The 23,371-nt window shown below is 47.5% G+C and carries 19 protein-coding genes; 13 read left to right on the top strand and 6 right to left on the bottom strand.

Annotated features, from left to right (window positions below):
• The first annotated feature begins 46 nt into the window (after positions 1 to 46).
• Positions 47 to 751, top strand: coding sequence for a DJ-1/PfpI family protein (locus tag HGH91_RS29355; RefSeq protein WP_168742813.1), 705 nt, complete (start codon positions 47 to 49; stop codon positions 749 to 751).
• Here HGH91_RS29355 and HGH91_RS29350 read toward each other — a convergent pair.
• Positions 702 to 1,730 carry a fatty acid desaturase family protein gene (locus tag HGH91_RS29350; protein ID WP_168742812.1) on the bottom strand — a complete coding sequence of 343 codons (1,029 nt, stop codon included), beginning with the start codon at positions 1,728 to 1,730 and terminating at the stop codon, positions 702 to 704. The two genes, HGH91_RS29355 and HGH91_RS29350, sit on opposite strands and share 50 nt — an antisense overlap.
• A gap of 41 nt (positions 1,731 to 1,771) precedes the next feature.
• Positions 1,772 to 2,662: a lysophospholipid acyltransferase family protein gene (locus tag HGH91_RS29345; protein ID WP_247651876.1), complete on the bottom strand. Its 891-nt coding sequence runs from the start codon at positions 2,660 to 2,662 to the stop codon at positions 1,772 to 1,774.
• Positions 2,663 to 2,815: 153 nt separating this feature from the next.
• Between HGH91_RS29345 and HGH91_RS29340 the strand changes: the two genes are divergently transcribed.
• The 4 genes from HGH91_RS29340 to HGH91_RS29325 all read left to right on the top strand — a co-directional run bounded on the left by HGH91_RS29340 (position 2,816) and on the right by HGH91_RS29325 (position 9,130).
• A complete protein-coding gene (locus HGH91_RS29340) occupies positions 2,816 to 3,649 on the top strand; it encodes an N-acetylmuramoyl-L-alanine amidase (protein WP_168742810.1) in 834 nt (277 codons plus the stop codon).
• 182 nt (positions 3,650 to 3,831) lie between these two features.
• Positions 3,832 to 4,221 carry a hypothetical protein gene (locus HGH91_RS29335; protein ID WP_168742809.1) on the top strand — a complete coding sequence of 130 codons (390 nt, stop codon included), beginning with the start codon at positions 3,832 to 3,834 and terminating at the stop codon, positions 4,219 to 4,221.
• A 276-nt stretch (positions 4,222 to 4,497) separates the two neighbouring features.
• Positions 4,498 to 7,680, top strand: a complete 3,183-nt coding sequence (locus HGH91_RS29330) for a SusC/RagA family TonB-linked outer membrane protein (RefSeq protein ID WP_168742808.1) — start codon at positions 4,498 to 4,500, stop codon at positions 7,678 to 7,680.
• A 13-nt stretch (positions 7,681 to 7,693) separates the two neighbouring features.
• Positions 7,694 to 9,130, top strand: a complete 1,437-nt coding sequence (locus HGH91_RS29325; RefSeq protein ID WP_168742807.1) for a SusD/RagB family nutrient-binding outer membrane lipoprotein — start codon at positions 7,694 to 7,696, stop codon at positions 9,128 to 9,130.
• 94 nt (positions 9,131 to 9,224) lie between these two features.
• Here the strand turns inward: HGH91_RS29325 and HGH91_RS29320 are convergent, their stop codons facing one another.
• Complete coding sequence (locus tag HGH91_RS29320; RefSeq protein ID WP_168742806.1) at positions 9,225 to 10,460, bottom strand: glycoside hydrolase family 105 protein; 1,236 nt, start codon at positions 10,458 to 10,460, stop codon at positions 9,225 to 9,227.
• A gap of 164 nt (positions 10,461 to 10,624) precedes the next feature.
• On the opposite strand from HGH91_RS29320, the gene HGH91_RS29315 reads away from it, so the two are divergent.
• Positions 10,625 to 11,245, top strand: a complete 621-nt coding sequence (locus HGH91_RS29315) for a hypothetical protein (RefSeq protein ID WP_168742805.1) — start codon at positions 10,625 to 10,627, stop codon at positions 11,243 to 11,245.
• Between the two features lie 98 nt (positions 11,246 to 11,343).
• Here HGH91_RS29315 and HGH91_RS29310 read toward each other — a convergent pair whose 3' ends face one another.
• Positions 11,344 to 12,129: an SDR family oxidoreductase gene (locus HGH91_RS29310; protein ID WP_168742804.1), complete on the bottom strand. Its 786-nt coding sequence runs from the start codon at positions 12,127 to 12,129 to the stop codon at positions 11,344 to 11,346.
• 132 nt (positions 12,130 to 12,261) lie between these two features.
• Positions 12,262 to 13,383, bottom strand: coding sequence for an acyltransferase family protein (locus HGH91_RS29305; RefSeq protein WP_168742803.1), 1,122 nt, complete (start codon positions 13,381 to 13,383; stop codon positions 12,262 to 12,264).
• Between the two features lie 324 nt (positions 13,384 to 13,707).
• On the opposite strand from HGH91_RS29305, the gene HGH91_RS29300 reads away from it, so the two are divergent.
• The 3 genes from HGH91_RS29300 to HGH91_RS29290 are packed head-to-tail and all read left to right on the top strand — an operon-like array spanning position 13,708 to position 14,740.
• On the top strand, positions 13,708 to 13,983 hold the full coding sequence (locus HGH91_RS29300; protein ID WP_168742802.1) for an RNA recognition motif domain-containing protein: 276 nt from the start codon (positions 13,708 to 13,710) through the stop codon (positions 13,981 to 13,983).
• Positions 13,984 to 14,013: 30 nt separating this feature from the next.
• Positions 14,014 to 14,247, top strand: coding sequence for an RNA recognition motif domain-containing protein (locus HGH91_RS29295; protein WP_262888381.1), 234 nt, complete (start codon positions 14,014 to 14,016; stop codon positions 14,245 to 14,247).
• Positions 14,248 to 14,284: 37 nt separating this feature from the next.
• Positions 14,285 to 14,740: a cold shock domain-containing protein gene (locus HGH91_RS29290; RefSeq protein ID WP_168742800.1), complete on the top strand. Its 456-nt coding sequence runs from the start codon at positions 14,285 to 14,287 to the stop codon at positions 14,738 to 14,740.
• Between the two features lie 33 nt (positions 14,741 to 14,773).
• Here HGH91_RS29290 and HGH91_RS29285 read toward each other — a convergent pair whose 3' ends face one another.
• Complete coding sequence (locus tag HGH91_RS29285; protein ID WP_168742799.1) at positions 14,774 to 15,604, bottom strand: YitT family protein; 831 nt, start codon at positions 15,602 to 15,604, stop codon at positions 14,774 to 14,776.
• Positions 15,605 to 16,556: 952 nt separating this feature from the next.
• Here HGH91_RS29285 and HGH91_RS29280 point away from each other — a divergent pair.
• The 4 genes from HGH91_RS29280 (at position 16,557) to zwf (ending at position 23,351) form a co-directional block, all read left to right on the top strand.
• Positions 16,557 to 17,399 carry an energy transducer TonB gene (locus HGH91_RS29280; protein ID WP_168742798.1) on the top strand — a complete coding sequence of 281 codons (843 nt, stop codon included), beginning with the start codon at positions 16,557 to 16,559 and terminating at the stop codon, positions 17,397 to 17,399.
• A 268-nt stretch (positions 17,400 to 17,667) separates the two neighbouring features.
• Positions 17,668 to 20,247 (top strand): phosphoenolpyruvate carboxylase, encoded by a 2,580-nt coding sequence (locus HGH91_RS29275; protein ID WP_168742797.1) that lies wholly within the window; start codon positions 17,668 to 17,670, stop codon positions 20,245 to 20,247.
• Positions 20,248 to 20,401: 154 nt separating this feature from the next.
• Complete coding sequence (gndA, locus tag HGH91_RS29270) at positions 20,402 to 21,820, top strand: NADP-dependent phosphogluconate dehydrogenase (protein ID WP_168742796.1); 1,419 nt, start codon at positions 20,402 to 20,404, stop codon at positions 21,818 to 21,820.
• Between the two features lie 25 nt (positions 21,821 to 21,845).
• Positions 21,846 to 23,351 carry a glucose-6-phosphate dehydrogenase gene (zwf, locus tag HGH91_RS29265; RefSeq protein ID WP_168742795.1) on the top strand — a complete coding sequence of 502 codons (1,506 nt, stop codon included), beginning with the start codon at positions 21,846 to 21,848 and terminating at the stop codon, positions 23,349 to 23,351.
• The last annotated feature ends 20 nt before the right edge of the window (positions 23,352 to 23,371 follow it).

Below are 23,371 nucleotides of genomic sequence, written 5' to 3'. Positions count from 1 at the left end.
TTACAGCAGGCCGCAGTATTATTGTATCGTGTTTAAACCTCCATGTATGCAAAAATTAAAAGTGGGGATGTTACTCTTCCCGGATCTGACTATCCTCGATTTTACAGGCCCTTACGACGTATTTGTGAAGGCGCCGTGTTTTGAAGTGATTATCATTGGAGAAAGTACAGCGCCGCTCCGGGCAGAAGGTGGATTAATCCTCCAGCCCGAAGTAGCGATGGCGGATTGCCCTCAACTGGATATTATTTTTGTGCCAGGTGGTCGGGGGATCAATGCGTTACTCACCAATACCAACGTATTGCAGTTTTTACAACAGCAGGCCGGGAAAGCAAAATATTTTACGTCAGTATGCACCGGCGCACTGGTGCTGGCAGCGGCAGGGTTGTTGAACGGCTATAAGGCAACTACGCATTGGCGATCGCTGGAGCTGTTACGGATGTTTGGAGTGGAAACCGTGGAGGCGCGGGTAGTGCGGGATGGCAACCGGATCACCGGCGGTGGCGTTACCGCCGGCATCGATTTCGGATTGGTGCTCACAGCCCTGGTAGGCGGTGAGGAAATGGCCAAGATGATACAACTGCAATTGGAATATAGCCCGGAACCTCCATTCAGAGCGGGTTCGCCGCATACGGCAGGATTGCCGGTGTTGCAAAAAGCGAAAGAACTAACCCAGCCCATGCTGGAAGCCAGGAAGAAAATTATCAGGCAACTATTGCAGGATCAGGCTTCGGCATCAGTAACGCCAACCTGATAGAACGAGCCTCCCGTAAACTGATCATCCTGTCTTGCTCCGGATCCCATACTTTGAGCCGGAAACAGGCACATACATCCCGGAAGCCGAGGGACGTTACTTTGGCGCGCTGTAAAGCCGGGATGTTTTGCATCACTTCCGGCAAACGATAAAAAGGAATGCGGGCATTCAGGTGATGAATATGATGGTAGCCGATATTACCAGTAAACCATTTCATTACCGGGTTCATCACCATATAGCTGGAAGACAGTAAAGCTGCTTTATCATAGCACCATTCCTGGTTCACATTAAACGTAACCCCCGGGAAATTATGCTGGGCATAAAAGAGGTAGGCGCCCAGTCCACAGGCAATGGTAAATGGCACTACAACAAAAAGCAACCAACTTTCCCATCCCCAGAAATAACACACGGCTATGCTACCGCCCAGGTGGATCAGCAGCGCCATTAAGGAGTCGATATGCTTTTTGGGGCTGCTCACAAATGACTGTACACACATACCCAGCATAAACATCGAGAGGTAGCCTGCTGCAATAGTAAGCGGGTGGCGGCTGAAAAGATAGCTGCGCCGCTCTGATGCCGTGATGGAGTCGAATTTTTTACGGGTAATAATCGGGTAGGAACCAATACTGGCGCTGAATAATTTTGAGTTATGCTTGTGGTGATAATCATGCGAACGTTTCCATATGCTGGAAGGGGCCAGCACATAAATGCCGAAAGTCAGCATGATCGCTTCTGCGATTACAGAATGATGTAAAATAGCATGGTGCTGATGATCATGATAAATTACAAACATGCGTACAATCAGCAACCCCGAAAGAACGCTGGCCAATATCCTCAGGGCCAGGTAGGGCAGTACCAGCGTACCGGTGAGCGATACTATCAGCAGTGCTAATGTAGAAAGTGTCAATAGCCAGCTTTTGGCCCTGTGTTCACATGCATATGGCTTGGTAGCCAGGATCAGTTCTTTCCCTTCCAGCATAACAATATTCGTTGTAGGATAATCGTGTCTAAAATTGTTGCTTATGATTCTGTTGTAACAGCTGCCCGTTTATGCTTCCACCTTTTGTGCGACCACAGCCAGGTAGACGGTTGTGCTACAATATCTTCTTCCAGTTTACGTGTATGCGCTATCGTGATAGCTCCTTCTTTTTCGTCGGCAGGTGTGGCCGTCAGTATTTCCGCTGATACCGTGTAGTAACCTCTTTTTTCGCGTGTAACGGTCACATACACTACCGGGTAATTCATTTTCTGGGCAATTTTTTCGGTGCCTTTGAATACAGGGGTGTCCTGGTGCAGGAAGGTAAGCCACTGCGCTGTTTTAGGCTGTGGCGCCTGGTCTGCAATAAAGGCGGTTGCATTCACTTCATGGCGGTTTTGCACCATGTCGCGGAAAGTATCCTGCATGGCAATCAGCTTAGTGCCAAAGCGGGTGCGCATGCGGTACATGAGGCCATTGAAATGTTTATTAGCCAATGGATGATAGATCACATACAGCTGTTGCGGACACAATATACTAAAAGTATTGCCAGCCCATTCCCAGTTGCCTTTATGGCCCATCACCAGCACCGCACTCTTCTTTTCGGCCGCCAGGCGTTTAAACAGCTCTACCGTTGCCGGTGTAAAACTGCAGTGCTTCACCATCGCTGTTTTGCTGATGGTCAGCGTTTTGAATGTTTCCAGGAAAAGATCGCAGAGATAATGATAAAAATCTTTGCAGATACGATGAATTTCTTTTTCACTCTTTTCCGGAAACGAATTCCGCAGGTTGGCAAGCACTACCTTTTTACGGTAGCCCAGCACATAATATAACAACACGTACACCGTGTCAGCAACCAGGTAAAGTACACGAAATGGCAGTAGCGATAACGCGTAGATCAGTGGTAAGAGTAAGTAGTAGGCAATAGCAGACAATATGGCACAGGTTTTTGATACTCCGAAAAGTATTACTGAAAACGTAAATATATGGTTTATAGCACACTTTTCATAGTATCCGTGAAAAAAACGATTCCTCCATTCATTTAGTATCTTTATCCAGGCATGTTTGTTAAACTTTAACGTTAGCATATGAAAACCATTTCCTTTTTTATACGGGTTAGCTGCCTTGCAGCAGTAGTTTTTGGCGCTACTTATTGCGCCCGCAACCCTTATGCTGCCACCAATAAGGAATACCGGCATACGGCTAAATCCTATGCGAAAGTATTGCGGGAGCAACCCGGGGCATTGGCTGGCGCCAATGGCATAGGCGCTCCCTCCTGGGTAGGAACGGTAAACTTTAATATGCGTAAACCCAACCTGGTGATCATCCATCATACCGCTCAGAATTCATGTGAACAAACACTGCAAACATTTACCCTGCAAAAAACACAGGTAAGCGCGCACTATGTGATATGTCGTAATGGAACCATTCATCATATGCTGAATGATTACCTCCGCGCCTGGCACGGAGGCGTTGCCAAATGGGGCAACCTCACGGATATTAACTCTTCTTCTATCGGGATTGAGCTGGACAATAACGGCAAGGAACCCTTCGATTCCGCCCAGATCAACAGCCTGCTGGTGTTGCTGGATACGCTTCAGCACCGCTACAATATTCCCGCTGCTAACTTTGTAGGTCACGGTGATATTGCTCCCGGCAGGAAAGTGGATCCCAGCGCATTTTTCCCCTGGCAACAATTAGCTGATAAAGGCTTTGGCCTCTGGTATAAAGACACCAGCGCCACGGTAGTGCCCGAATCTTTTAACTCCCTGCTGGCCCTTCGCATTATCGGGTATGATGTAAAAGATTCTTCCGCCGCCATCATGGCCTTTAAACGCCATTTTATGCCGGCCGACAGCCTGCCTGGTCTCAGTGATGCCGGTAAGAAAATTCTGCTTAACCTGCAGCAGCAATATCAATGACCTGAATAAAGACACCCCTGTTTACGTTTACCCCTACGCATTCACACTTTATTTTGTAAAGTGGGATAAATATGTTATTTTAATAATGAGTTAGAACCAGACCAAAATCGGATCAATAGCATAAATCATCTTCCCGGACTTATTATATACCTATTTCTACTTGTTATCTTAATCTACTTGTTATGAAATACACACACCTGATCCCGTTATCGCTGCTGGCAGCCAGCGCCTTGTTGTTAACCATTCCCAGTCAACACCTCCGCGCAGGTACCCATCAGCTCCCCGTACAAGACTCCTCCTGTCTTGTGAAAACAGACGTTAGCTTTGACTTTGCAGAAAATATGAGAAAGAAGGTGACGGATGTAATTGAAGACAAATTCGCCGGCGGTATTGAAGAAGGCGGTAAAACTACCTGGGAAAATTCTCCCGATGCCCCGGAATATTACCAGGTGATTCTGCGTAAAACGAAAGTCACTATCCACTACAAAGGCATCGTATGCCAGGACCGGCTCATCTGGCAAAACGTAGAGGACTGTAAAGCAGCGCTGAAAAAGTTGTTGAACAACCAGTAATACCTGGTTCACGCAAAGGCGCGGAGAAGCAAAGCAGCAAAGTATTTAACAACATACTTTGCTGCTTTGCTTCTCCGCGCCTTTGCGTGCTGAATTTATTGTCTTCTAAATACCTATTTAGTCTATAAATTTTGTAGATTAATAATTCTGCCTTACTTTTGCCCCGGAAATACACGCTAATTATGCACCAATAACAATATGCCAAAATCAAAACGGGTATAACGGGCTAACCACTCTCCGCGAGATCGGACTCAATTATTAAATCAAGTATTCAGCATGAATTACGTAAAAAGGCTGTTATGCCTGCTGCCAGGATTACTGTGGCTGCAGCAGGGTATTGCCCAGGAAATCAGGATCAATGGGGTAGTTACTGCCCGCTCAGATGCACAACGTATCCCTGGTGTGATCATCCAGGTGAAAGGAACCAATCGTGGTACTCAGTCGGATCCCGATGGAAAATATGCCATCACCGCACAAGCAAATGATAGTTTGCAGTTCTCTTCTCTCGGCTTCCAGACAGTAGTCGTAGCCGTAGGAAGCAATAAAGTAATTAATATCTCTCTCGAAAACAGCAACCGGAAACTGGAAGAGGTAGTCGTAACCGCACTGGGCATTTCCAGGGAAAAGAAATCGCTCGGATATGCCGTACAGGAGCTGAAATCGAAAGATATTTCGGAAGCGAAAGAAACTAACCTGGTAAACGCCCTCTCCGGAAAGATAGCCGGGGTGCAGGTAACCAATAGCCAGGGTAATATGGGATCTTCCCGTATCATTATCCGCGGCGAAACCTCCATCGCCGGAAATAACCAACCACTGTTCGTACTGGATGGTGTGCCGGTAGATAATAGCCAGCTGGGAGTGGGTACCGGGCGCGACTTTGCCAATGCTATCTCCGATATCAACCCGGACGATATTGCATCTGTCAGTGTACTGAAAGGACCCAATGCCGCCGCATTATATGGCTCCAGGGCTTCCAGCGGCGTTATTGTCATCAAAACCAAAACCGGTAAGGATACAAAAGGAGGCATGGGCGTTACCCTTAACTCCGGTGCTACCTTCGATAAAGTACTGATCCTGCCTGACTTTCAGAATTCCTACGGTCAGGGTACCGGCGGACAATTCTCCTATAAAGATGGTAAAGGAGGAGGTATCAATGATGGCGTGGATGAAAGCTGGGGGCCGAAACTGGATGGCCGCCTGATCCCGCAATTCTTTTCCAATGGAGAAGCGGTACCATTCGTAGCCCATCCCAATAACGTAAAGGATTTCTACGTTACCGGCTATACGCTGAATAACGGCTTGTCTATAGGTGGTACTACCGATAAAATTGACTATCGCTTCTCTTACAATAATACCAAGCAACAAGGCATACTGCCCAATACTGGTATCACGCGGAATACTTTTACCGCCAGCAATACTTTCCGTATTACTCCCAAACTCACGCTCAGCACGTATGCTGATTATGTACGCAGCGGCGCAGACAATCTACCCGGCGTAGATGGAAGAAGAGGAAACAGCGTTACCCTGCAGTTCATCTGGTTTGGTCGCCAGGTAGATGTGAGCAGGCTGAAAAATTATAAGAATGCCGATGGTACCGACTATAACTGGAACCACAGCTATTATAGCAACCCTTATTGGATCCAGTACGAAAACACCGTAGGGATGCAGCGTAACCGTTTCCTCGGCAACGCCCGCCTTTCCTACCAGGTGCTCGACTGGCTTACCGCCAACTTACGCGTAGGAACAGACTACTACCAGGACAGACGTAAATACCGCGTAGCTTACTATACCAACGGTACGCCGTTTGGCTCTTATACAGAAGATGCATACGCGGTAAGTGAAACCAATGGCGAGTTTACGCTGAATGCCAAAAAGAAGTTAGGCAGCGATTTTGATATCGATGTACTGGCGGGCGCTAACCTGCGCACCAACCAGTTTGAGCAAAACTACCAACAGGCGCCGCGTCTGGCTGTAAAAGGCGTATACACGCTCAACAACTCCCGCGATCCGCTGATTTCTACCAGCTTATTGACCAGGCAGAAAGTATATAGTGGATTTGCAGCCGCACAGGTAGGATATCGCAACTACGCTTTCCTGAACTTAACCGCACGTAATGACTGGTCTTCTACGTTACCCCGGGGCAGCAATTCTTATTTCTATCCCTCTGCCAATGCCAGCCTCATCTTAACGGAAGCATTACATATACAAAGTCCCGCTTTATCGCTGCTGAAAGTACGTGGTGGATGGGCCCAGGTAGGTAAAGATACCGACCCTTACCAATTGGTAAATACGTATCCGTTTAACCAGCCCTTTGGTTCATTACCCTTGCTCACCGTATCGGATAAGTTCTTAAATAAAAATCTTCGCCCGGAAATTACCACCTCTACGGAAGTGGGTGTGGAAGCAGGATTCCTGGATAACCGGGTAAGACTGGATCTTACCTATTATAGCTCCCACAGCCGCAACCAGATCCTCCTGGCCGACGTGAGTGCTACCACCGGTTACCTGAAGAAAACATTGAACACGGGCGAACTCAGTAACCGTGGGGTAGAAGTAATGCTGGGATTAACGCCCATCAGCACCCGCTCAGGATTTCGTTGGGATGTTAACGTGAATTACGCCCGTAACGTAAGCGAGGTGGTAAAGCTGGATGCCGATGGCTTCCTTACCAACTATGTACTTGGTAGTTCCGGCAATATACAGGTACTGGCCAGCCAGGGGCAGCGTTATGGCGCCCTGTATGGCACCGCCTATAAGAGAGATGGCGAAAATCGTATCCTCGTAAACACAGATGGTACGCCGATGGTAGATCCGAGTAAGAAAATACTGGGCTACTATACACCGAAATGGACTGGTAGCATCAACAACAACTTTTCTTTCAAGGGCTTTAATCTGAGCTTCCTGGTAGATACCAAACAAGGTGGTTCTATCTGGTCAGGAACCAACGCCACAGGGATGAGTACTGGTGTACTGGCGGCTACCATGCCGGGCCGTGACCAGGAACATGGCGGGTTACCGTACTACAATAATGGCACCCAGAATATTCCTTTGCCGGATCATAACGCAACCGCACCGGGTGGCGCTACAGTAAGGCACGACGGTATCATCTTCGATGGCTATACCGTGGACGGGAAAAAGAATACCGCTATTCTTTCTGCACAAAACTATTACAAGGCAGTATATAGCAGTAACCTGAACGAAAGCGCGGTGTATGACGCCTCCTTCATTAAGCTGAGAGAAATAAAACTGGGTTATACTCTGCCGGCATCGCTGGTGAAGAAATGGGGATTACAGGCGGTGAATGTAGCGCTGGTAGGCCGCAACCTGGCTTATCTGCATAAGAACACGCCAAATATCGATCCTGAAACTGCCTTTAACACCGGCAACGGCCAGGGGCTGGAAACGCTGCAGATACCCACTACCCGCAGCTTTGGCTTTAACCTGAATGTTTCATTTTAACTATTGACCGATCATGAAAAAGTTGCTGATTCCTTTCTATATCATATTTGCTGCTACCTTGCTGGCGAGCTGCCAGAAAGAACTGGAGCGTGTTAATATCAATCCGAACGAGCCCACCGAAGTACAACCGGATTACCTGTTGAGCAACGGTATCAAGGCCAATGTGGATACCTATTGGGGTACCGATGCAACCATGGAAACATCGCTGCTGTATGTTCAGTACTGGGCTAAAATCCAGTATCCCGACCCGGATCGTTACATCCCGGCCAGTACCAACATTCAAAACGTATGGAATAATTTTTATGCCCAGGGGATAGAAGATTTTACTACCCTGGCGCAGTTGGGAGATAGCCTGCATAATCCCAACTATAAAGCGGTAGGTATTATCATGCGCTCATGGATATTCCAGGTGCTTACCGATTTATACGGCGATATTCCTTATACCCAGGCAGCCAATATCCAGCGTTACCTGACGCCGGTATATGATAGCCAGGCTACTGTGTATCGTGGGTTGCTGTCGGAGCTGAAAGGCGCTGTGCAAATTATTTCCCCGGCTGATAATGCCATACAGGGAGATTCTTTGCTGGCCAACAACATGAACAGCTGGAAGAAATTTGCCAATGGCTTGCGTACCCGCATTGCGTTGCGTATTGCCGACCGCGATCCGGCAGCTGCTAAAGCGGTATTTACTGAGCTGGCAGCTGAAGGAAATATTTTATTGGGTGCGGGCGACCGGGAAGCGAAGCTGAATTATCTCACTTCTCCTAACCAGAACCCGGTAGGACGTAACCGCGAAACGCGTAATGATTATCGTATCAGCAAAACAATTGTAGATAAACTGAAGGCGTTAAAAGACCCACGGTTAAGTGTATACGCTGCATTGCCTACAGAGCCGGGTTCCACCGATTACGTGGGCGTAACCAATGGCCTGTCGGCCGATTCAGCGTCCAGGCTGGGCTTCAGCAGAACATCCGATGTAGGGGCCGCTTTTACCGCTTCTCAGTCGCCTGCCTGGGTATTTACTTATGCCGAGCAGCTGTTTATATTGGCAGAAGCCGCGCAGCGGGGCCTGATCAGCGGCAACGCAGCAGATCTGTATGCACAGGCCATCCGTGCTTCATTTAAACAGTATGGCATTACCGGCAAGTCGGTAGATGATTACCTGGCGCAGCCGGCAATAGCCTACGATCCCACTAATTACAAGAAATCTATTGGCGAACAGAAATGGCTGGCCCTTTTCAGTGAAGGATTGGAAGCGTTTGCAGAATGGAGAAGGCTGGATTATCCTAGACTTACACCCGCTTATACCGGCGCGTTGCAAGGCAAGATGCCATTGCGTTTAACTTATCCTTCCAGCGAACAGGCGCTGAATGGCGCCAACTATAAAGCAGCAGTAGCTCGCCAGGGTGCCGACTTACTGACGACCAAAGTATGGTTTGATATATATTAAACGGCGTTAGCACGCAAAGAAGCGAAGGAGCAAAGCAGCTAAGAAATTTATAACATCTTGGCTGCTTTGCTCCTTCGCTTCTTTGCGTGCACCTTTATTTCTTTTTGCTCTCCCTGTACCGCATGATTTCAATACCTGCTTCTATCATGGGGCCCCATCCATGAAAATCGTTTAGTTCAGCGGGACGGTTATAATAAGCCGTAAGATCGGCGGCGGTATTAGTGCCTATACACACATCTTTCAGTTGACCATCGGGCGTAATTTTTTCTCTTACCAGTCCATTCCAGGCTTGTTCTGCGATGGAGATATAGCGTTTGTCCAGCCAGCCCTCGTTGACGGCGCGGGCAATGGAATACACAAACATGGCGGTGCAGGAGGTTTCTGTATAAGAGTCGGTACGATCGAGTACCTGGTGAAACAGACCGGAGGCAGATTGGTAGCGGGCTACACCCAGTATTTGCTGGGTCAGATCGGCAATCACTTCATTTCTGCCAGGATGATTGGCGGGGAGATCATTGAGCAGTTGTACTTTGGCCAGCATAATCCAGCCATTGGCCCGGCCCCAGTGGGCTACACCCTGCCGTTGCAGGTCTTCGTAATAGTAATGTACATATAGACCGGCTCCCGGATCCCAGAGATAATGGGTGAAGTGTTTGATCTGTGCTACGGCATCATCGAAGTAAGCGTTGTCGCCTGTCAGTTTTCCCATACGGGCCAGGAAGGGCACACTCATGTAGAGATCATCGCCCCAGAGTGTCCATTTATAGGGATTAGGGCGACATAGCGTGCCGTCCGGCAGTCTTTCCTGTATCTTGCTGATATGGTTGGCCGCTTTGTCGATATAAGCCCTGTAATCGGCCCTTTTTACGGTTTGATATACGTCCAGTAAGCTGGCGCCCATAGCGCCGCAGTCGTCCAGCACCCGGGTGTGGATTAGCTGGTTGAACGGAAATTCTTTGTACTTCACGCCTTTTTTGCTGAGGGCTTCAAAATAAGTCACATTGTCGAAGGCAAACGCCACATGCTTCTTCGCGAAGGCGCTATACTTTTCTTCTTTGAGATAGTTACCCAGGTCTATCATGGCAATATTTAAAACCCCGTTGGGATAGTGCCAGGCGCTGAGATGGTCGGAAATAGTGGCATTTACGCCAACCGGGATTTCTTTGCTGGTAGCATAGGTTTGATTATTGCCGGTAAAGGTGAAGGCGGCATGGGCTATTACATAGTCGGCCATCTTTTTTACCACATCTGCATCGGCAGGAGGAGCCTGGGTGTAACCGGGAAAAGGAAGCGCCAATCCCAGGGCTAACAGGAAGTTGAGTTTTTTCATAACGGGTACGTGGTTTATTCCAACAATATAGCAATATCCTGGCTGTAATGCAAACGATTGCATAAATTTTCTTGGGAATTAATATAAATTATTTTAACTATGTGTTAGCATGTGATTTAATAACTATCCCTATACGGTATTAGCCATACGAAGCTATACAGCCTATGAAAAACGTCCTTTTAGCGTGTGCAGTAACCCTGCTCACAGCCTGTCAGCAACAGAAACAAGATGAGCTGGACACCATCGCGGTAGCGGCGCCTGGTGTCATTGTAAAACCACTGATGGAAGATGATGATTCCCTGCCGGAACCTCGCCGGGATATTAATTGGGATCAGATTGAAGTGTTCCCTTTTTCCCGGGCCCTCATTAATCATAAAGTGCCGTTGTTTACTACACGCCAGCACCTGGAAGCGGCTATTGGAAAAGCCGACAGTATTGTTGCTATTGCTGATGGTGATGTAAGCGGTTCCCAGTTTGTAGAAGACTTCCACTATTTTTATAAAGACGGCGCTACATTCGAGCTTTGCCGCGATTCGCTCGCCTGCGATGAGTTTGTGTTTACTACCAGTAACTCCCTGACGGTGGATAATATTACGCTGACCGGGAATACCACCTGGGAAGATATCCGGAAGATATTTCCCCATGCGGCCATCCAGGCAGAGAATGAAGGCAGAACAGATGTGATTAAACTAAGGGACTCTTTCCTGAAAGATGGGGATAGCCAGGTACAATTGTATTTCGAAAACGGAAGGCTGGCCCGCGTGGTCAACTTTATCCCCTGTTGATAATTACAGGGATACATTCATTAAATCGGAAGCCGGCTTAAAAAGTTTTTTTTCTCGCGAAGGCGGGAAAAATACTTTTTAAGCCGGCCCGCGTATCATTACATCACCGGTGTTTTCCCTCCGTCTACCGCGGTACTGGTACCGGTAATGTACCCGGCGGCAGGAGAGGCCAGGAACGCGGCTAAAGCGGCTATTTCTTTGGCTTCGCCAAACCGTTGCATAGGAATTTCTTTCAGCCATTCGGCTTCTACCACTTCCCGCGAAACATTCCTGGTAACAGCGCTGCTGTTGAATAATCCTTCCAATCGTGCCGTAGAAGTGGATCCTGGCAATACATTGTTGACCGTTATGCCATGCGGCGCCAACTCTGTAGCCAGGGTTTTAGACCAGGCAGCAACCGCCCAGCGGGTGGTATTGGATACTCCCAGGTTTTTTATCGGCGTTTTTACGGAAGTTGAAATGATGTTGATGATCCGGCCAAAGCGGGCCTGTATCATACCTGGTACAAGGGCTTGCGCCAACACCTGGTTGCAAAGTAAATGTTGGGAAAACGCGGCTGTAAAAGCAGTCGTATTGGCTTCGATGACAGGACCTCCTGCCGGTCCGCCGGTATTATTAATAAGTATATGTACAGGTCCGCTGGCGGCTATTTTTGCGGCAACGGCTGTTACCTGTGCCATGTCTGAAAAGTCAGCTACTTCATAACGATGCTGTTGTCCTTCCCCGGTAGCCAATGTAGGTAATACTGCTTTTAACCGGTCTTCATTCCTGGCTAATAATATACAGGTAGCGCCCAGCAGGGCCAGCTCTACCGCTGTTGCCAGGCCTATGCCCTGGGTACTGCCACACACCAGTGCCGTTTTCCCTTTGAGTGAAAGGTCCATGCTATTTTTTTAAGGACAAGTTAGGAAAAAAGCAGAAAGCGAAAAGCTATTACGGAGAAGAACTCAGCGAGTATTTAAAATTCGCTTTAATCATTCTCCGTAATAGCTTTTTGCTTTCTGCTCAACAGCTATTTACACCCTGACGTATATTTTCCTTTTATCGAGGATAAAGCCCACCAGCCAGCAGGTAAGCATGAAGGCCAGTGAAAATAGCAACGACCCGAATTTTCCCGGCGACAATGCCTGGAACACGGTGTCGTTGATCCATTGATACAGCGATACATTGCCTACCTGGAAGAAATAGAACAGGATGGCCAATATCTCTGATAGCAGGTAAAGGAACAACGGGTTTTTCCCGAATACGGTGAAGAAGCCCGTGCCCTTAGTAAAACCGGCGATGTCAATAACGAAGATGAGCAGTGCTAATAATAATAAATCTATACCAACGGTTAATAGCACATAGGAGCTGGTCCAAAGTTTTTTGTTGATGGGGAAAACGGTATTCCAGGCATAGGCCAGGGCAAAACATACGATACCCGCCAGTATCATGCGTTGAATGCCTTGTTTGGTGCGGCCTTGCTGCTGAACAAACAACCCGGTGTAATAACCGGCAACCACGTTTACCACCGCAGGGATAGTACTGAGAATACCTTCCGGGTCAAAGGCAAGGCCTTCACCATGATACATGTGGTTTTCTCCCATCACTAATTTATCCAGCAGGATACCGGCGTTACCGGTCATGGTATATTGTTGGCCAGGAATGCCAAACTGCCACATCACCAGCCAATATCCCAACAGGAACAGGGCGCTGATACCCCATACCACTTTTTTAGAACAGTAATGAATCAGCAGGGAGGCAATACAGTAGCAGAGTGCAATACGTTGTAGTACGCCCAATATACGGGTATGATCAAAGGGTCTTAGTTCATATCCGTGATCAGTCAGGTGCACAAACGGGAACCAGTACATGAGGAAGCCGAGCAGGAAAATAATCAACGTACGTTTGAAAATTTTTCCCAGCACTGCGGAATTTCCAAGCTGTTCGTACTTTCTCATGCTGAAGCTCATGGCGTTACCCACTGCAAAGAGAAAGGAAGGGAATACCAGGTCGGTGGGGGTCCATCCATGCCAGGCTGCATGGTCCAGGGGCCAATAGGTACCACCTGTGCCGCCTGTATTCACAATGATCATGAAACAGACGGTCATGCCGCGGAGTACATCCAGCGGTAAAAAGCGTTGTGGGCTTTGTGTCATTTCCCTTTAATTATTATTGGTTGATAAGATGGTAAGGAATGAAAGAGCGTTGAGCTGCCTACAATATATACATCTAAAATGCAAAATCCAAATATCCTTTGCCGCAATCATTTAAAATAAGGATGAGTAGTTCATCTTTTGGGTACCCTTACCGGGATATTTCAGGCAATTTTAAGATAATCCCGCATTTGTTCGATTTTAAAGCCTATCTTCATAAGCACTAGGCTCTGCCTTAGCTTCTTCTGACTTAGTTTGGATTATTCCTTTTCTCCCTCAGTCTTCGCTTTCCCAGCCGCCGCATTTCTCACGTTTAAATTTTATTGTATGAACATTTTTGTTGGCAATTTAAGCAGCCAGACTACTGAACAACAGTTAACGGCGCTGTTTTCTCCGTTTGGTATGATACGGAGTACTAAAGTAATTATGGATAATTATACAGGACGTTCTAAAGGCTTCGGTTTTGTGGAGATGCCGGTTGATGCTGAAGCAGAACGGGCTATCAGGGAGCTGAACAGCACTTTGATGGACGCACAGGTAATTGTAGTCAATGAAGCCAGGCCACGGACAGAAAAAGAGCGTTTCCCAAAACCAAGATATTAGGCCATTCCTTATGTTTTTTTGTTATGTACAATGAAAATTTATATTGGAAACTTGCATTGTAAGGCTTCTGAAAAAGAACTCTATGATCTTTTTGTTGCATTCGGTATGGTGCTATGGATAGAAATGTATACCGATGCTAACGGGAAATCGTTGGGGTATGGTTATGTATACATGAAAGACAACAAGGAGGGCAGATCTGCTATTACAGGGCTGAATAATCTCAATTTTATGAATCAGTTTCTGAATATATACGAAGTGAAATAACTACGCAATAATGCGATTTAACTAAAATGACATAATTATGGGAGAGTCTTTCTCAAAAAAAGAAAACAGGAACAAGAAAATGAAGGCGAAAGAAGATAAAGCGCAAAAAAAGGAAGAACGGAAAGTGAATAATAGCAAAGGTAAGAGCCTGGAAGATATGCTGGCGTATGTAGACGAAGATGGCAACCTGAGTAGTGAGCCCCCGAAACAGACGCATAGAGCAGAAATAGATCCGAAGGACATCCGGATTGGCGCCACCCCCCGGCCTCCCGAGGATAACACCAGAACGGGAATTATCACGTTCTTCAATACCTTAAAGGGATTTGGATTCATTACGGACGATAAGTCCGGTGAAAGTGTATTCTTCCATGTTAACCAATTATCTGAACCTGTTAAAGAGAGAGATAGTGTTTCTTTTATAAAAGAAAAGAGTGCAAAAGGTTATAATGCGGTGGCAGTAACAAAAGTTGTTTCCAGATCCGGAAAGTCTTAACAGGTGGGCCATACAGGCCCACCTCGGGCAATATTACATAGAAAAGCCGCGTCCCAGTACTTCGTGTACCTCGTGGATGACCACAAAGGCTTCGGGATCGGTTTCCTGTACCAGCGATTTGAGCCGCATCAGTTCCTGTTTGCCAATTACTACATACAACACTTCCTTGGTGGCTTTGGTATAGGCGCCATGGCCATGTAGTACCGTAGCGCCCCGTTTCATTTCCCCGGTAATTCTATCAGCAATGGCGGTGGTATGATTAGAAATAATGGTAATAGCCCTTTTGGTATTGAGGCCATCTACGATATAATCTACCGCCCTTGCACCAATGTATACTGCGATAAAAGTGTACATGGTTTTTTCAATTCCGATAATAAAGGAGGAAGCGAGGATGACAACGATGTCGAAAATAAGCATGGCATTGCCCAGGGTCCAGCCCAGGTATTTGTTGGCCATGCGGGCTACTATGGCCGATCCGCCGGTGGTGCCCCCGGAAAGGAATACCAGGCCAATACCAATACCCACTAATAAACCGGCAAAGATGGCTGCCAGCAGGGGATTGGTTGTTACCGGGGTTAGTTTGTTTTCCGTGAGATACAGGAACAGGGAACAAAAGAATATGCCCAGTAACGTATATAGCATGCCCCGTTTGTCCAGCAGTTTATACCCCGTAACAATCAGGATGGCATTGATGATCAGGTTGGTAATACCCGGCGACCATCCAAAATAATAATAGGTTACTATGGTAATACCAATCACGCCACCTTCCGATAATTTGTTGGGAATAGCCAGGTAGTTAATGCCCGCTGCAAAGATCAGCGCACCCGCCATGAGGAGTAAAATGTTTTTCACATGCTCTTTCATGCCGCAAAAATAAGCTTTTGTCCTGCTTCCCATCACTTCCCAACCGGATAGGAGATATAAAAAAACCAGAAAAAAAGTAGGCTGATTATTTGGAATTAATAAAACTGGATGTATATTTGTCTACCAATTAAGTAGACTAATAAAGTCTACCGCCACCAGGGAAGCATCAGGCAAACGCTTCCGGCATCCTTTGATCCACCAGCAAGGTGTTGCTGCCATCATTATCGAAAACGTGTAAATAAACATACACTATGAAAAGGCACACGCTATTAAATGGAGGGCGTTCCCAAACGCAACTGTCAAGGATATATATCACCTGTTCCCGTTATTATAAAACAGCCATGGGCTGTTGTTGAAAAGATCTTGCGTTCTGTAAGCTGTAAATAGAATGCCCGGTTGGGCCTGCGGGATAGGTGTGTTGCAAAAATTTATTGGTGGTAAATTTATCCGTAACATATCTACCCGCATCCTCCTGGCATTTCAACCAACACCTGTATCAGATACCTTCTCATTTTAATCTTATAAAAGAATACCAGGCAACTGTTGATAACAGTGCTTAAAATATAACGTAAACGATTATACGTATTACTATCCAATGAAAATGTAAAATCAACTTCAGTTCAAAGGGGCGCTGCCTCAAACAATTCTGGTGGGTTTTGTTGGTCGGTAGCCCCAACGACTGAAGTAACATAAAATAAATACCGGCTGATATAGCTGTTACAATAAAAACATTGATCCGGAACCGGGTATACTAACGTACACGTATATACTATTTTCGGAAAGCCTGATTGAAAAAAGGAACCACTTGTTTCCAGGTTAGGTCCCCAGTGCCAGCAAGTCCCGACGTCCAGTCGGGACTTCTATTTTTATATCTCCTTCTCTCCAAAAAAATATTTTCCGGAAGCGTATGGAAAATATTTTACTGCTACATCTATTTAAAAAACAAATTGCCATGGACTCAACTAAAATCCAGGGAACACCGTTCCTTGACATTCTCTTCTCCGGAAGGAATAAAGATTATGGCGCCTATGAATTGCGCAACCGTTACGACAGGCGCGTTCGTAATTCAATCATCGGCACCGCTTCTGTTATACTGGTCGTAATAGGTGGTTACGTACTGGACAACACCCTGAAAGCCGCTGATAATGTACGTCCACTTGTGATTACCAAAGATCCGACCGTGTTGAAACCCATCGACATCCCGGAAAAAGAAAAATTTACCCCGCCACCTCCGCCGGTAACTTCTGCGCCACCACCTATGGCTGCTTCCATCAGGAATACCACACCGGTGATTGTTGACAAAGATGTGCCACCGGATGAAATGCCTCCAAAACAAACCGACATGGAAAATAAGGTGATCGGGTTTAAGACCGCTGATGGCGTAGAAGATGGAGCGCAGGTAGACCTGGGAGCCAGCGGTATTGGCGGCTCCGGCGTGGTAAAAGTGGAAGCGCCTGCAGAAGAGGATAAAGGCCCCCGGATCTTTGTAGAGATTATGCCTGAGTTTCCCGGAGGAGACGCAGCATTGGCCAAATATCTCAAAAACCACATGAGATACCCGTCGCAGGCCCAGGACAATGATGTACAAGGCACGGTGTTCGTTCAGTTTGTAGTAAACCGCGATGGCAGCATCACAGATGTGAAAACAGTAGGCGCTGCCAAGGGCGCCGGCCTGGAAGACGAAGCAAAGCGGGTGGTGAATGCCATGCCAAAATGGAAACCCGGCCGGCAAAATGGCCAAAGTGTTCCTGTACTCTTTAATCTGCCCATCCGGTTTGTACTGGGGCAGCAGTAATCCATCATGATATCATACCCCGTCAGAATTTGTCAATGCCTGTTTATCCCCGGCCTGCATCCATTTAACCGCGCATTCTAATCCTGAATACAGTCCCGGTTCACCAAAAGTGGCCGGGATTGGCTTTTTTAAAGCTGTTTGTTAGATAATATTTAAATTTTATCTATTTATGTAAAACAAAAATCAAAAAACTAAGAAATTAATATAATAATTATTAATTTAACGGCCGCTTAGTCTTCTTCTTTAGCACTATAAACGGATAATTAGTATGGAAGCGCCGGTAAATAACTCGCTGCAACAGTTCAAGAACCTCGTTGGTACAAAGTTTCAGCTATACAATAGCCTCTTCACTTCATTGCCTTTCCACCGGGTGGAAAAGACAGGGGTATTCCTGTCGCTGTTCCTGCTTCACTGCGAAGAAGGATACGCCAAAGGCAGCAGCCCCCAGGAAATCATGGACTCCTTCTTTCAACAGTATACTACCTATACAGACGATAAGCAGCGAACGGACTTGCTGTTCCGCTTTGTGCAGTATGCAGAAAGACAGGTGGTATTATTTGATGCACTTGAAGACGCCGCCTTCCGGAATATCCGCGACCTGCAAGGGACTGGTACCTTGCGCCATCTCCAGTCGGAAGTTATCCAGGAGCAAGCCCAGGATGCACTGAAAGAAAAACTGAAGGACTTCTCCGTACGACTGGTGCTTACCGCGCATCCTACGCAGTTTTATCCCGGCGAGGTGTTAGGCATTATCAATGACTTGTCTAAAGCCCTCATCGATGAAAATACCAGCCAGGTAAACATGTACCTGCAACAGCTGGGTAAAACACCTTTCTTCAAAAAAGAAAAACCCACCCCATATGATGAAGCCATCAGCCTGGTGTGGTTCCTGGAAAATATATTTTATCAGTCCGCCGGCCGTATCCTGTCCTTTATCCGGGCACAGTTTCCCGGCGCCATCAGCAGCGATAATTCCCTGATCCGCATGGGCTTCTGGCCTGGCGGCGACCGGGACGGCAATCCTTTTGTGAAAGCGCCTACCACTATTGAAGTGGCTGCTGCGCTGCGTTCTTCTGTGATGAAATGCTATTTTCGTGAAGTACGCAACCTGCGCCGCCGCCTCACCTTTAAAGGAGTGGAAAACGTGGTGGCCCTACTGGAAGCCAAATTATCCCGCAACCTCTTTGTGCCCGGCCATAAAGCCGATATCAGCCGCCAGGAAATCCTGGATACGTTGGCGGGCATACGAAAAACAATCCTCGAAGAACACAATGGATTATTTGTACACCTGGTAGAAAATCTGATCAGCAAAGTCGAAATATTCGGCCTGTTCTTCGCATCGCTGGATATCCGCCAGGACAGCTCTGTGCATGAAGCCTTACTCGAAGCCGTGGCAGCTAAAACATCCGCCCTGCCGGATAACTATACCTCACTCGCCGCTGCCGATAAGATCCAGGCGCTGTTGAACATTCAACAAGCCATAGATCCACAGCAGCTGGAAAATCCCCTGCACCAGGACGCCCTGCAAACCATCGCAGCAATTAAACAAATACAGGCAGCCAACGGAGAAGAAGGCTGCAACCGCTATATCATTAGTCACAGTACCAGCGTGCTCAGCGTAATTGAAGTATATGGCATGTTCCTGCTGAGTGGCTGGAAAAGGGAAGAAATGACAGTAGACATTGTGCCGCTGTTCGAAACCATCGACGATCTTCGCCACGCAGGGCAGGTAATGAAGCTGCTATATGAAAATGCAGATTATCGCCAGCACCTGCAACGCCGCCAGTGCAAACAAACCATCATGCTTGGCTTCTCAGACGGCACCAAAGATGGTGGCTACCTGATGGCCAACTGGAGCATCTATAAAGCCAAAGAAGAGCTGACTACCATCTCTGAACAATATGGTATCAGCGTAGTGTTTTTTGATGGCAGGGGAGGTCCCCCAGCTCGCGGCGGTGGAAAAACGCACCAGTTCTACGCTTCCATGGGAAGGAATATTGCCAACCAGGAAATCCAGCAAACCATCCAGGGACAAACCATCAGCTCCAACTTTGGGACCGTGGATGCTGCACAGTTCAACATGGAGCAACTGATTCACGCAGGTATCAGCAACGAACTGTTTTCTTCCCGGGAGGTAACCCTCAGCAAAGCCGAGGAAGACCTGTTGCAATCTTTGTCGGACGAAGGATATACCGCTTATAATAAACTGAAAACGCATCCGCACTTCCTGGCCTACCTGGATCACGCCAGCCCGCTGCGCTATTATGCAGAAGCCAATATCGGCAGCCGCCCGAGCAAGCGCAACTCTTCGGCCAAGCTGAACCTGAACGATCTGAGAGCCGTGCCTTATGTAGGCGCCTGGAGCCAGCTGAAACAAAATGTTCCCGGGTATTATGGTGTGGGTAGCGCATTACAGGCGCTGGATAAACAAGGCAAATGGGAAGCCGTAGCCGCATTGTACCGGCATTCCCTGTTTTTCAGAACCCTGCTCGACAACTGCGAAATGGCGATGAAGAAAAGCTATTTCCCACTCACTGCCTACCTGGCCAAGCATCCACAATATGGAGAAGTATGGCAGATGATCTATGATGAATTTGAACTGACTAAAAAATACCTGCTCCGCCTCACCAACGAATCGGAGCTGATGGCAGGCAGTCCTATTGACCAGCTGTCGATACAAATGAGAGAACGTATGATACTACCATTGCTCACTACACAACAGTATGCACTGACCCGTATCCGCGAACTTGATTCACACGCCGACAATGGTAAAGAGCGCGAAACTTATGAAAAGCTCATCATGCGTTGTTCCTTCGGAATTATCAACGCCGGCAGGAATTCTGCTTAGGGTCAAAAATAGCTGGAGGCTATATCAACAACTGATATAGCCTCTTTTTATTGGGGAGTGGATAAACGCTGGTTCCCGACAAAAAACATACTTCAGACAATCTTTTTCCTAATTCTTCCCTACTTTTACACCTCCTTAAGTAACTTCTCTATATATGGCAAACAGCTTATATGACTTTGGAATGATCGGCCTCGGCGTAATGGGCAGAAACCTGTTACTCAACATGGCAGATCATGGCTTTTCCGTTATCGGCTTTGACAAAGACGCTGCTAAGAACAGCGCACTGGAAGCAGCCGCTACCCCCGGTACTACTGTTAAAGGCGTAGCAGAGCTGGCCACTATGGTTCAGTTGCTCGAACGTCCCCGCAAATTGATGATGCTGGTACCTGCCGGTCAGCCGGTAGATGACGTGATAGCATCCCTGTTGCCGCTGCTGGAGCAGGGCGACGTGGTGATAGATGGTGGTAATTCCCACTACACCGACACTTTACGCCGCGTACAGGAACTCCGTCCGAAAGGTATCCATTTTATGGGTATGGGTGTTTCCGGTGGCGAGCAGGGCGCTCGTACAGGCCCCAGCATTATGCCCGGAGGCGACCTGGATGCATATGCCAAGGTAAAACCTATGCTGGAGGCTATTGCCGCCAAAGTAAAGGGAGTACCTTGCGTAGCTTACCTCGGTAAAGAAGGCGCCGGCCACTACGTGAAAATGGTGCACAACGGTATCGAATATGCCATTATGCAGTTGATCAGTGAAAGCTATGCCCTGTTGCAAAAAGGGGCTGGCCTGAACAACGACCAGTTGCACGAAGTGTTTAAAAACTGGAACCAGGGCGCTTTACAGTCTTTCCTCGTAGAAATTACAGCAGATATTTTCCTGCAGAACGACGATAAAACAGACAAACGCCTGGTAGATGTTATCTCCGATAAAGCCGGTTCGAAAGGTACTGGTAAGTGGACTTCCCAGGATGCCATGGAATTGCCGGTGGCAGTACCCGTGATTGATACAGCGGTAGCCATGCGTACCCTCTCCGGTTACAAAGAGCAACGCTTACAGGCAGAAACCTTATATAAAGCGCCGGAAAATGCCCTGCACGTTCCCGCTGATATGTGGATCAAACAGGTACACGATGCATTGTATTTCGCTACCATCCTGAGCTATGCACAGGGACTGGCCATGCTTCGCGAAGCTTCCAACGACCTGAAAATGGAAATTCCATTACCGGAAGTGGTGAAAGTATGGAGAGGCGGCTGTATTATCCGTTCTACCCTCCTGGAAGTATTTACACAGGCTTACCAGAAGAATGCAGACCTGGGCAATATCCTGCTCGATGAAAATATTGCTTACCTCGTAGAATCTGTCATTGCCAACACCCGTAGCGTAGTAGCGCAAGCAGCAGCAGCCGGCGTACCAATAGCAGGCTTTATGTCGGCACTGTCTTATTTCGATGCTTTCCGTACCGGTCGTATGCCTACTAACCTGATCCAGGCACAACGCGATTACTTTGGCGCACATACCTATCAGCGTATTGATATACCGGGTACCTTCCATACGGAATGGCAACAGCACTAAAAAATATTCATCTTCAATTAAATATATGCAGATCCATAAACGCCCTCCTGCTTCCATACTCTTCATTTTCGGAGGCAGTGGCGATTTAAACTACCGGAAACTAACGCCTGCGTTATACAATCTTTTCCTGGATGAGTGGATGCCGGAACAATTTGCCATTGCGGGTTTAGGACGTAGTCCCTATACCAACGAGGATTACAATAAACACCTGTTGGAAGGAATTAGTAAATTTTCCCGCCGTAAAGGTGAACAAAATGGTCACTGGAAAGATTTCAGTAACCATGTTTCCTACTTGCAAATGGATGCAGAAGATCCGGCTGCCTATAACAAAATCACCGATTTTGTAACAGAAAAAGAAAAAGAATGGGGCGTACACCCTACGGTGATCTTTTACCTCGCAGTAGCGCCACAGCTGGTGCCTAATATTGCCACCCGCCTCGGGGAACTGAACCTGTGCAGCGATAAACACTGCACCCGTATTGTGGTGGAAAAGCCATTTGGTCATGACCTGCAAAGTGCTCATGAACTGAATGAGCTGCTGGCGAAGAAATTCACAGAAGAACAGATTTACCGTATTGACCACTACCTCGGTAAAGAAACAATACAGAACATCCTGGCCTTCCGCTTTGCCAACGCATTGTTTGAGCCGGTATGGAACCGCAACTACATCGATAATATCCAGATTACTGCCGCTGAAAGCGTGGGACTGGAAGGTCGCGGTGGCTACTATGAAAGGGCCGGCGCATTGCGTGATATGGTGCAGAACCATATCCTGCAGATTATGTGTATCCTGGCCATGGAAGCTCCTGTTTCGTTTGATGCCAACGAGGTACGTAATAAAAAGGTAGATGTGCTAAATGCCATCCGCCGTCTTACACCCGAAAAAGTGCATGAATACGCCGTACGTGGCCAATATTCATCCGGCTGGATGAAAGGTGATAAGGTAGTAGGTTACCGCGAAGAAAAGGGCGTTGATCCCAAATCGAATGTGGAAACTTATGCCGCGGTGAAATTCTTCATCGATAACTGGCGCTGGCAAGGCGTTCCGATATATGTACGTACCGGTAAATACCTGCACCAGAAGGCGACCAATATTATTATCACATTCAAAGAAGCGCCTCCTTATTCCTTCCCGATAGAAGCGGCACAAACATGGCGCCCTAACAGGCTCACCATCAGCATACAGCCGGAAATGGATATCCGTATCCGCTTCCAGGCAAAACGTCCCGGACAAACCATGACGCTGGACCCGGTAGATATGACTTTCAACTACGATGCCGCCAGCGGCGAGCATGCACCGGAAGCATATGAAACATTGCTGCTGGACGTGATGGAGGGCGATGCTACCCTGTTTATGCGTGGCGACCAGGTAGATGCTGCGTGGAAAGTGATTATGCCTATCCTGGAAACATGGGAAAACCGCACACCGCAAGACTTCCCGAATTATGCACCGGATTCATGGGGCCCTGACGATGCCGATGCACTCGTGGCCCGCGATGGTCATACCTGGATTAATTTACCTACTAAATAAAAATTACGGACCATCTCACC

The organism is Chitinophaga eiseniae (genome assembly GCF_012641265.1).
Taxonomy (GTDB): Bacteria; Bacteroidota; Bacteroidia; order Chitinophagales; family Chitinophagaceae; genus Chitinophaga; species Chitinophaga eiseniae_A.
Note: the sequence above shows the minus strand (reverse complement) of the source record. Positions and strands in the feature narration are given on the sequence as shown.

Coding starts and splice junctions, on each gene's coding strand:
- HGH91_RS29310 (WP_168742804.1), bottom strand. CDS start 12,129: ATGGACCTTTCACTCAAAGGGAAAACGGCACTGGTGTGTGGCAGTACC.
- HGH91_RS29355 (WP_168742813.1), top strand. CDS start 47: ATGCAAAAATTAAAAGTGGGGATGTTACTCTTCCCGGATCTGACTATC.
- HGH91_RS29315 (WP_168742805.1), top strand. CDS start 10,625: ATGAAAAACGTCCTTTTAGCGTGTGCAGTAACCCTGCTCACAGCCTGT.
- HGH91_RS29275 (WP_168742797.1), top strand. CDS start 17,668: ATGGAAGCGCCGGTAAATAACTCGCTGCAACAGTTCAAGAACCTCGTT.
- HGH91_RS29325 (WP_168742807.1), top strand. CDS start 7,694: ATGAAAAAGTTGCTGATTCCTTTCTATATCATATTTGCTGCTACCTTG.
- gndA (WP_168742796.1), top strand. CDS start 20,402: ATGGCAAACAGCTTATATGACTTTGGAATGATCGGCCTCGGCGTAATG.
- HGH91_RS29305 (WP_168742803.1), bottom strand. CDS start 13,383: ATGACACAAAGCCCACAACGCTTTTTACCGCTGGATGTACTCCGCGGC.
- HGH91_RS29350 (WP_168742812.1), bottom strand. CDS start 1,730: ATGCTGGAAGGGAAAGAACTGATCCTGGCTACCAAGCCATATGCATGT.
- HGH91_RS29285 (WP_168742799.1), bottom strand. CDS start 15,604: ATGAAAGAGCATGTGAAAAACATTTTACTCCTCATGGCGGGTGCGCTG.
- HGH91_RS29280 (WP_168742798.1), top strand. CDS start 16,557: ATGGACTCAACTAAAATCCAGGGAACACCGTTCCTTGACATTCTCTTC.
- HGH91_RS29335 (WP_168742809.1), top strand. CDS start 3,832: ATGAAATACACACACCTGATCCCGTTATCGCTGCTGGCAGCCAGCGCC.
- HGH91_RS29340 (WP_168742810.1), top strand. CDS start 2,816: ATGAAAACCATTTCCTTTTTTATACGGGTTAGCTGCCTTGCAGCAGTA.
- HGH91_RS29290 (WP_168742800.1), top strand. CDS start 14,285: ATGGGAGAGTCTTTCTCAAAAAAAGAAAACAGGAACAAGAAAATGAAG.
- zwf (WP_168742795.1), top strand. CDS start 21,846: ATGCAGATCCATAAACGCCCTCCTGCTTCCATACTCTTCATTTTCGGA.
- HGH91_RS29330 (WP_168742808.1), top strand. CDS start 4,498: ATGAATTACGTAAAAAGGCTGTTATGCCTGCTGCCAGGATTACTGTGG.
- HGH91_RS29320 (WP_168742806.1), bottom strand. CDS start 10,460: ATGAAAAAACTCAACTTCCTGTTAGCCCTGGGATTGGCGCTTCCTTTT.
- HGH91_RS29295 (WP_262888381.1), top strand. CDS start 14,014: ATGAAAATTTATATTGGAAACTTGCATTGTAAGGCTTCTGAAAAAGAA.
- HGH91_RS29300 (WP_168742802.1), top strand. CDS start 13,708: ATGAACATTTTTGTTGGCAATTTAAGCAGCCAGACTACTGAACAACAG.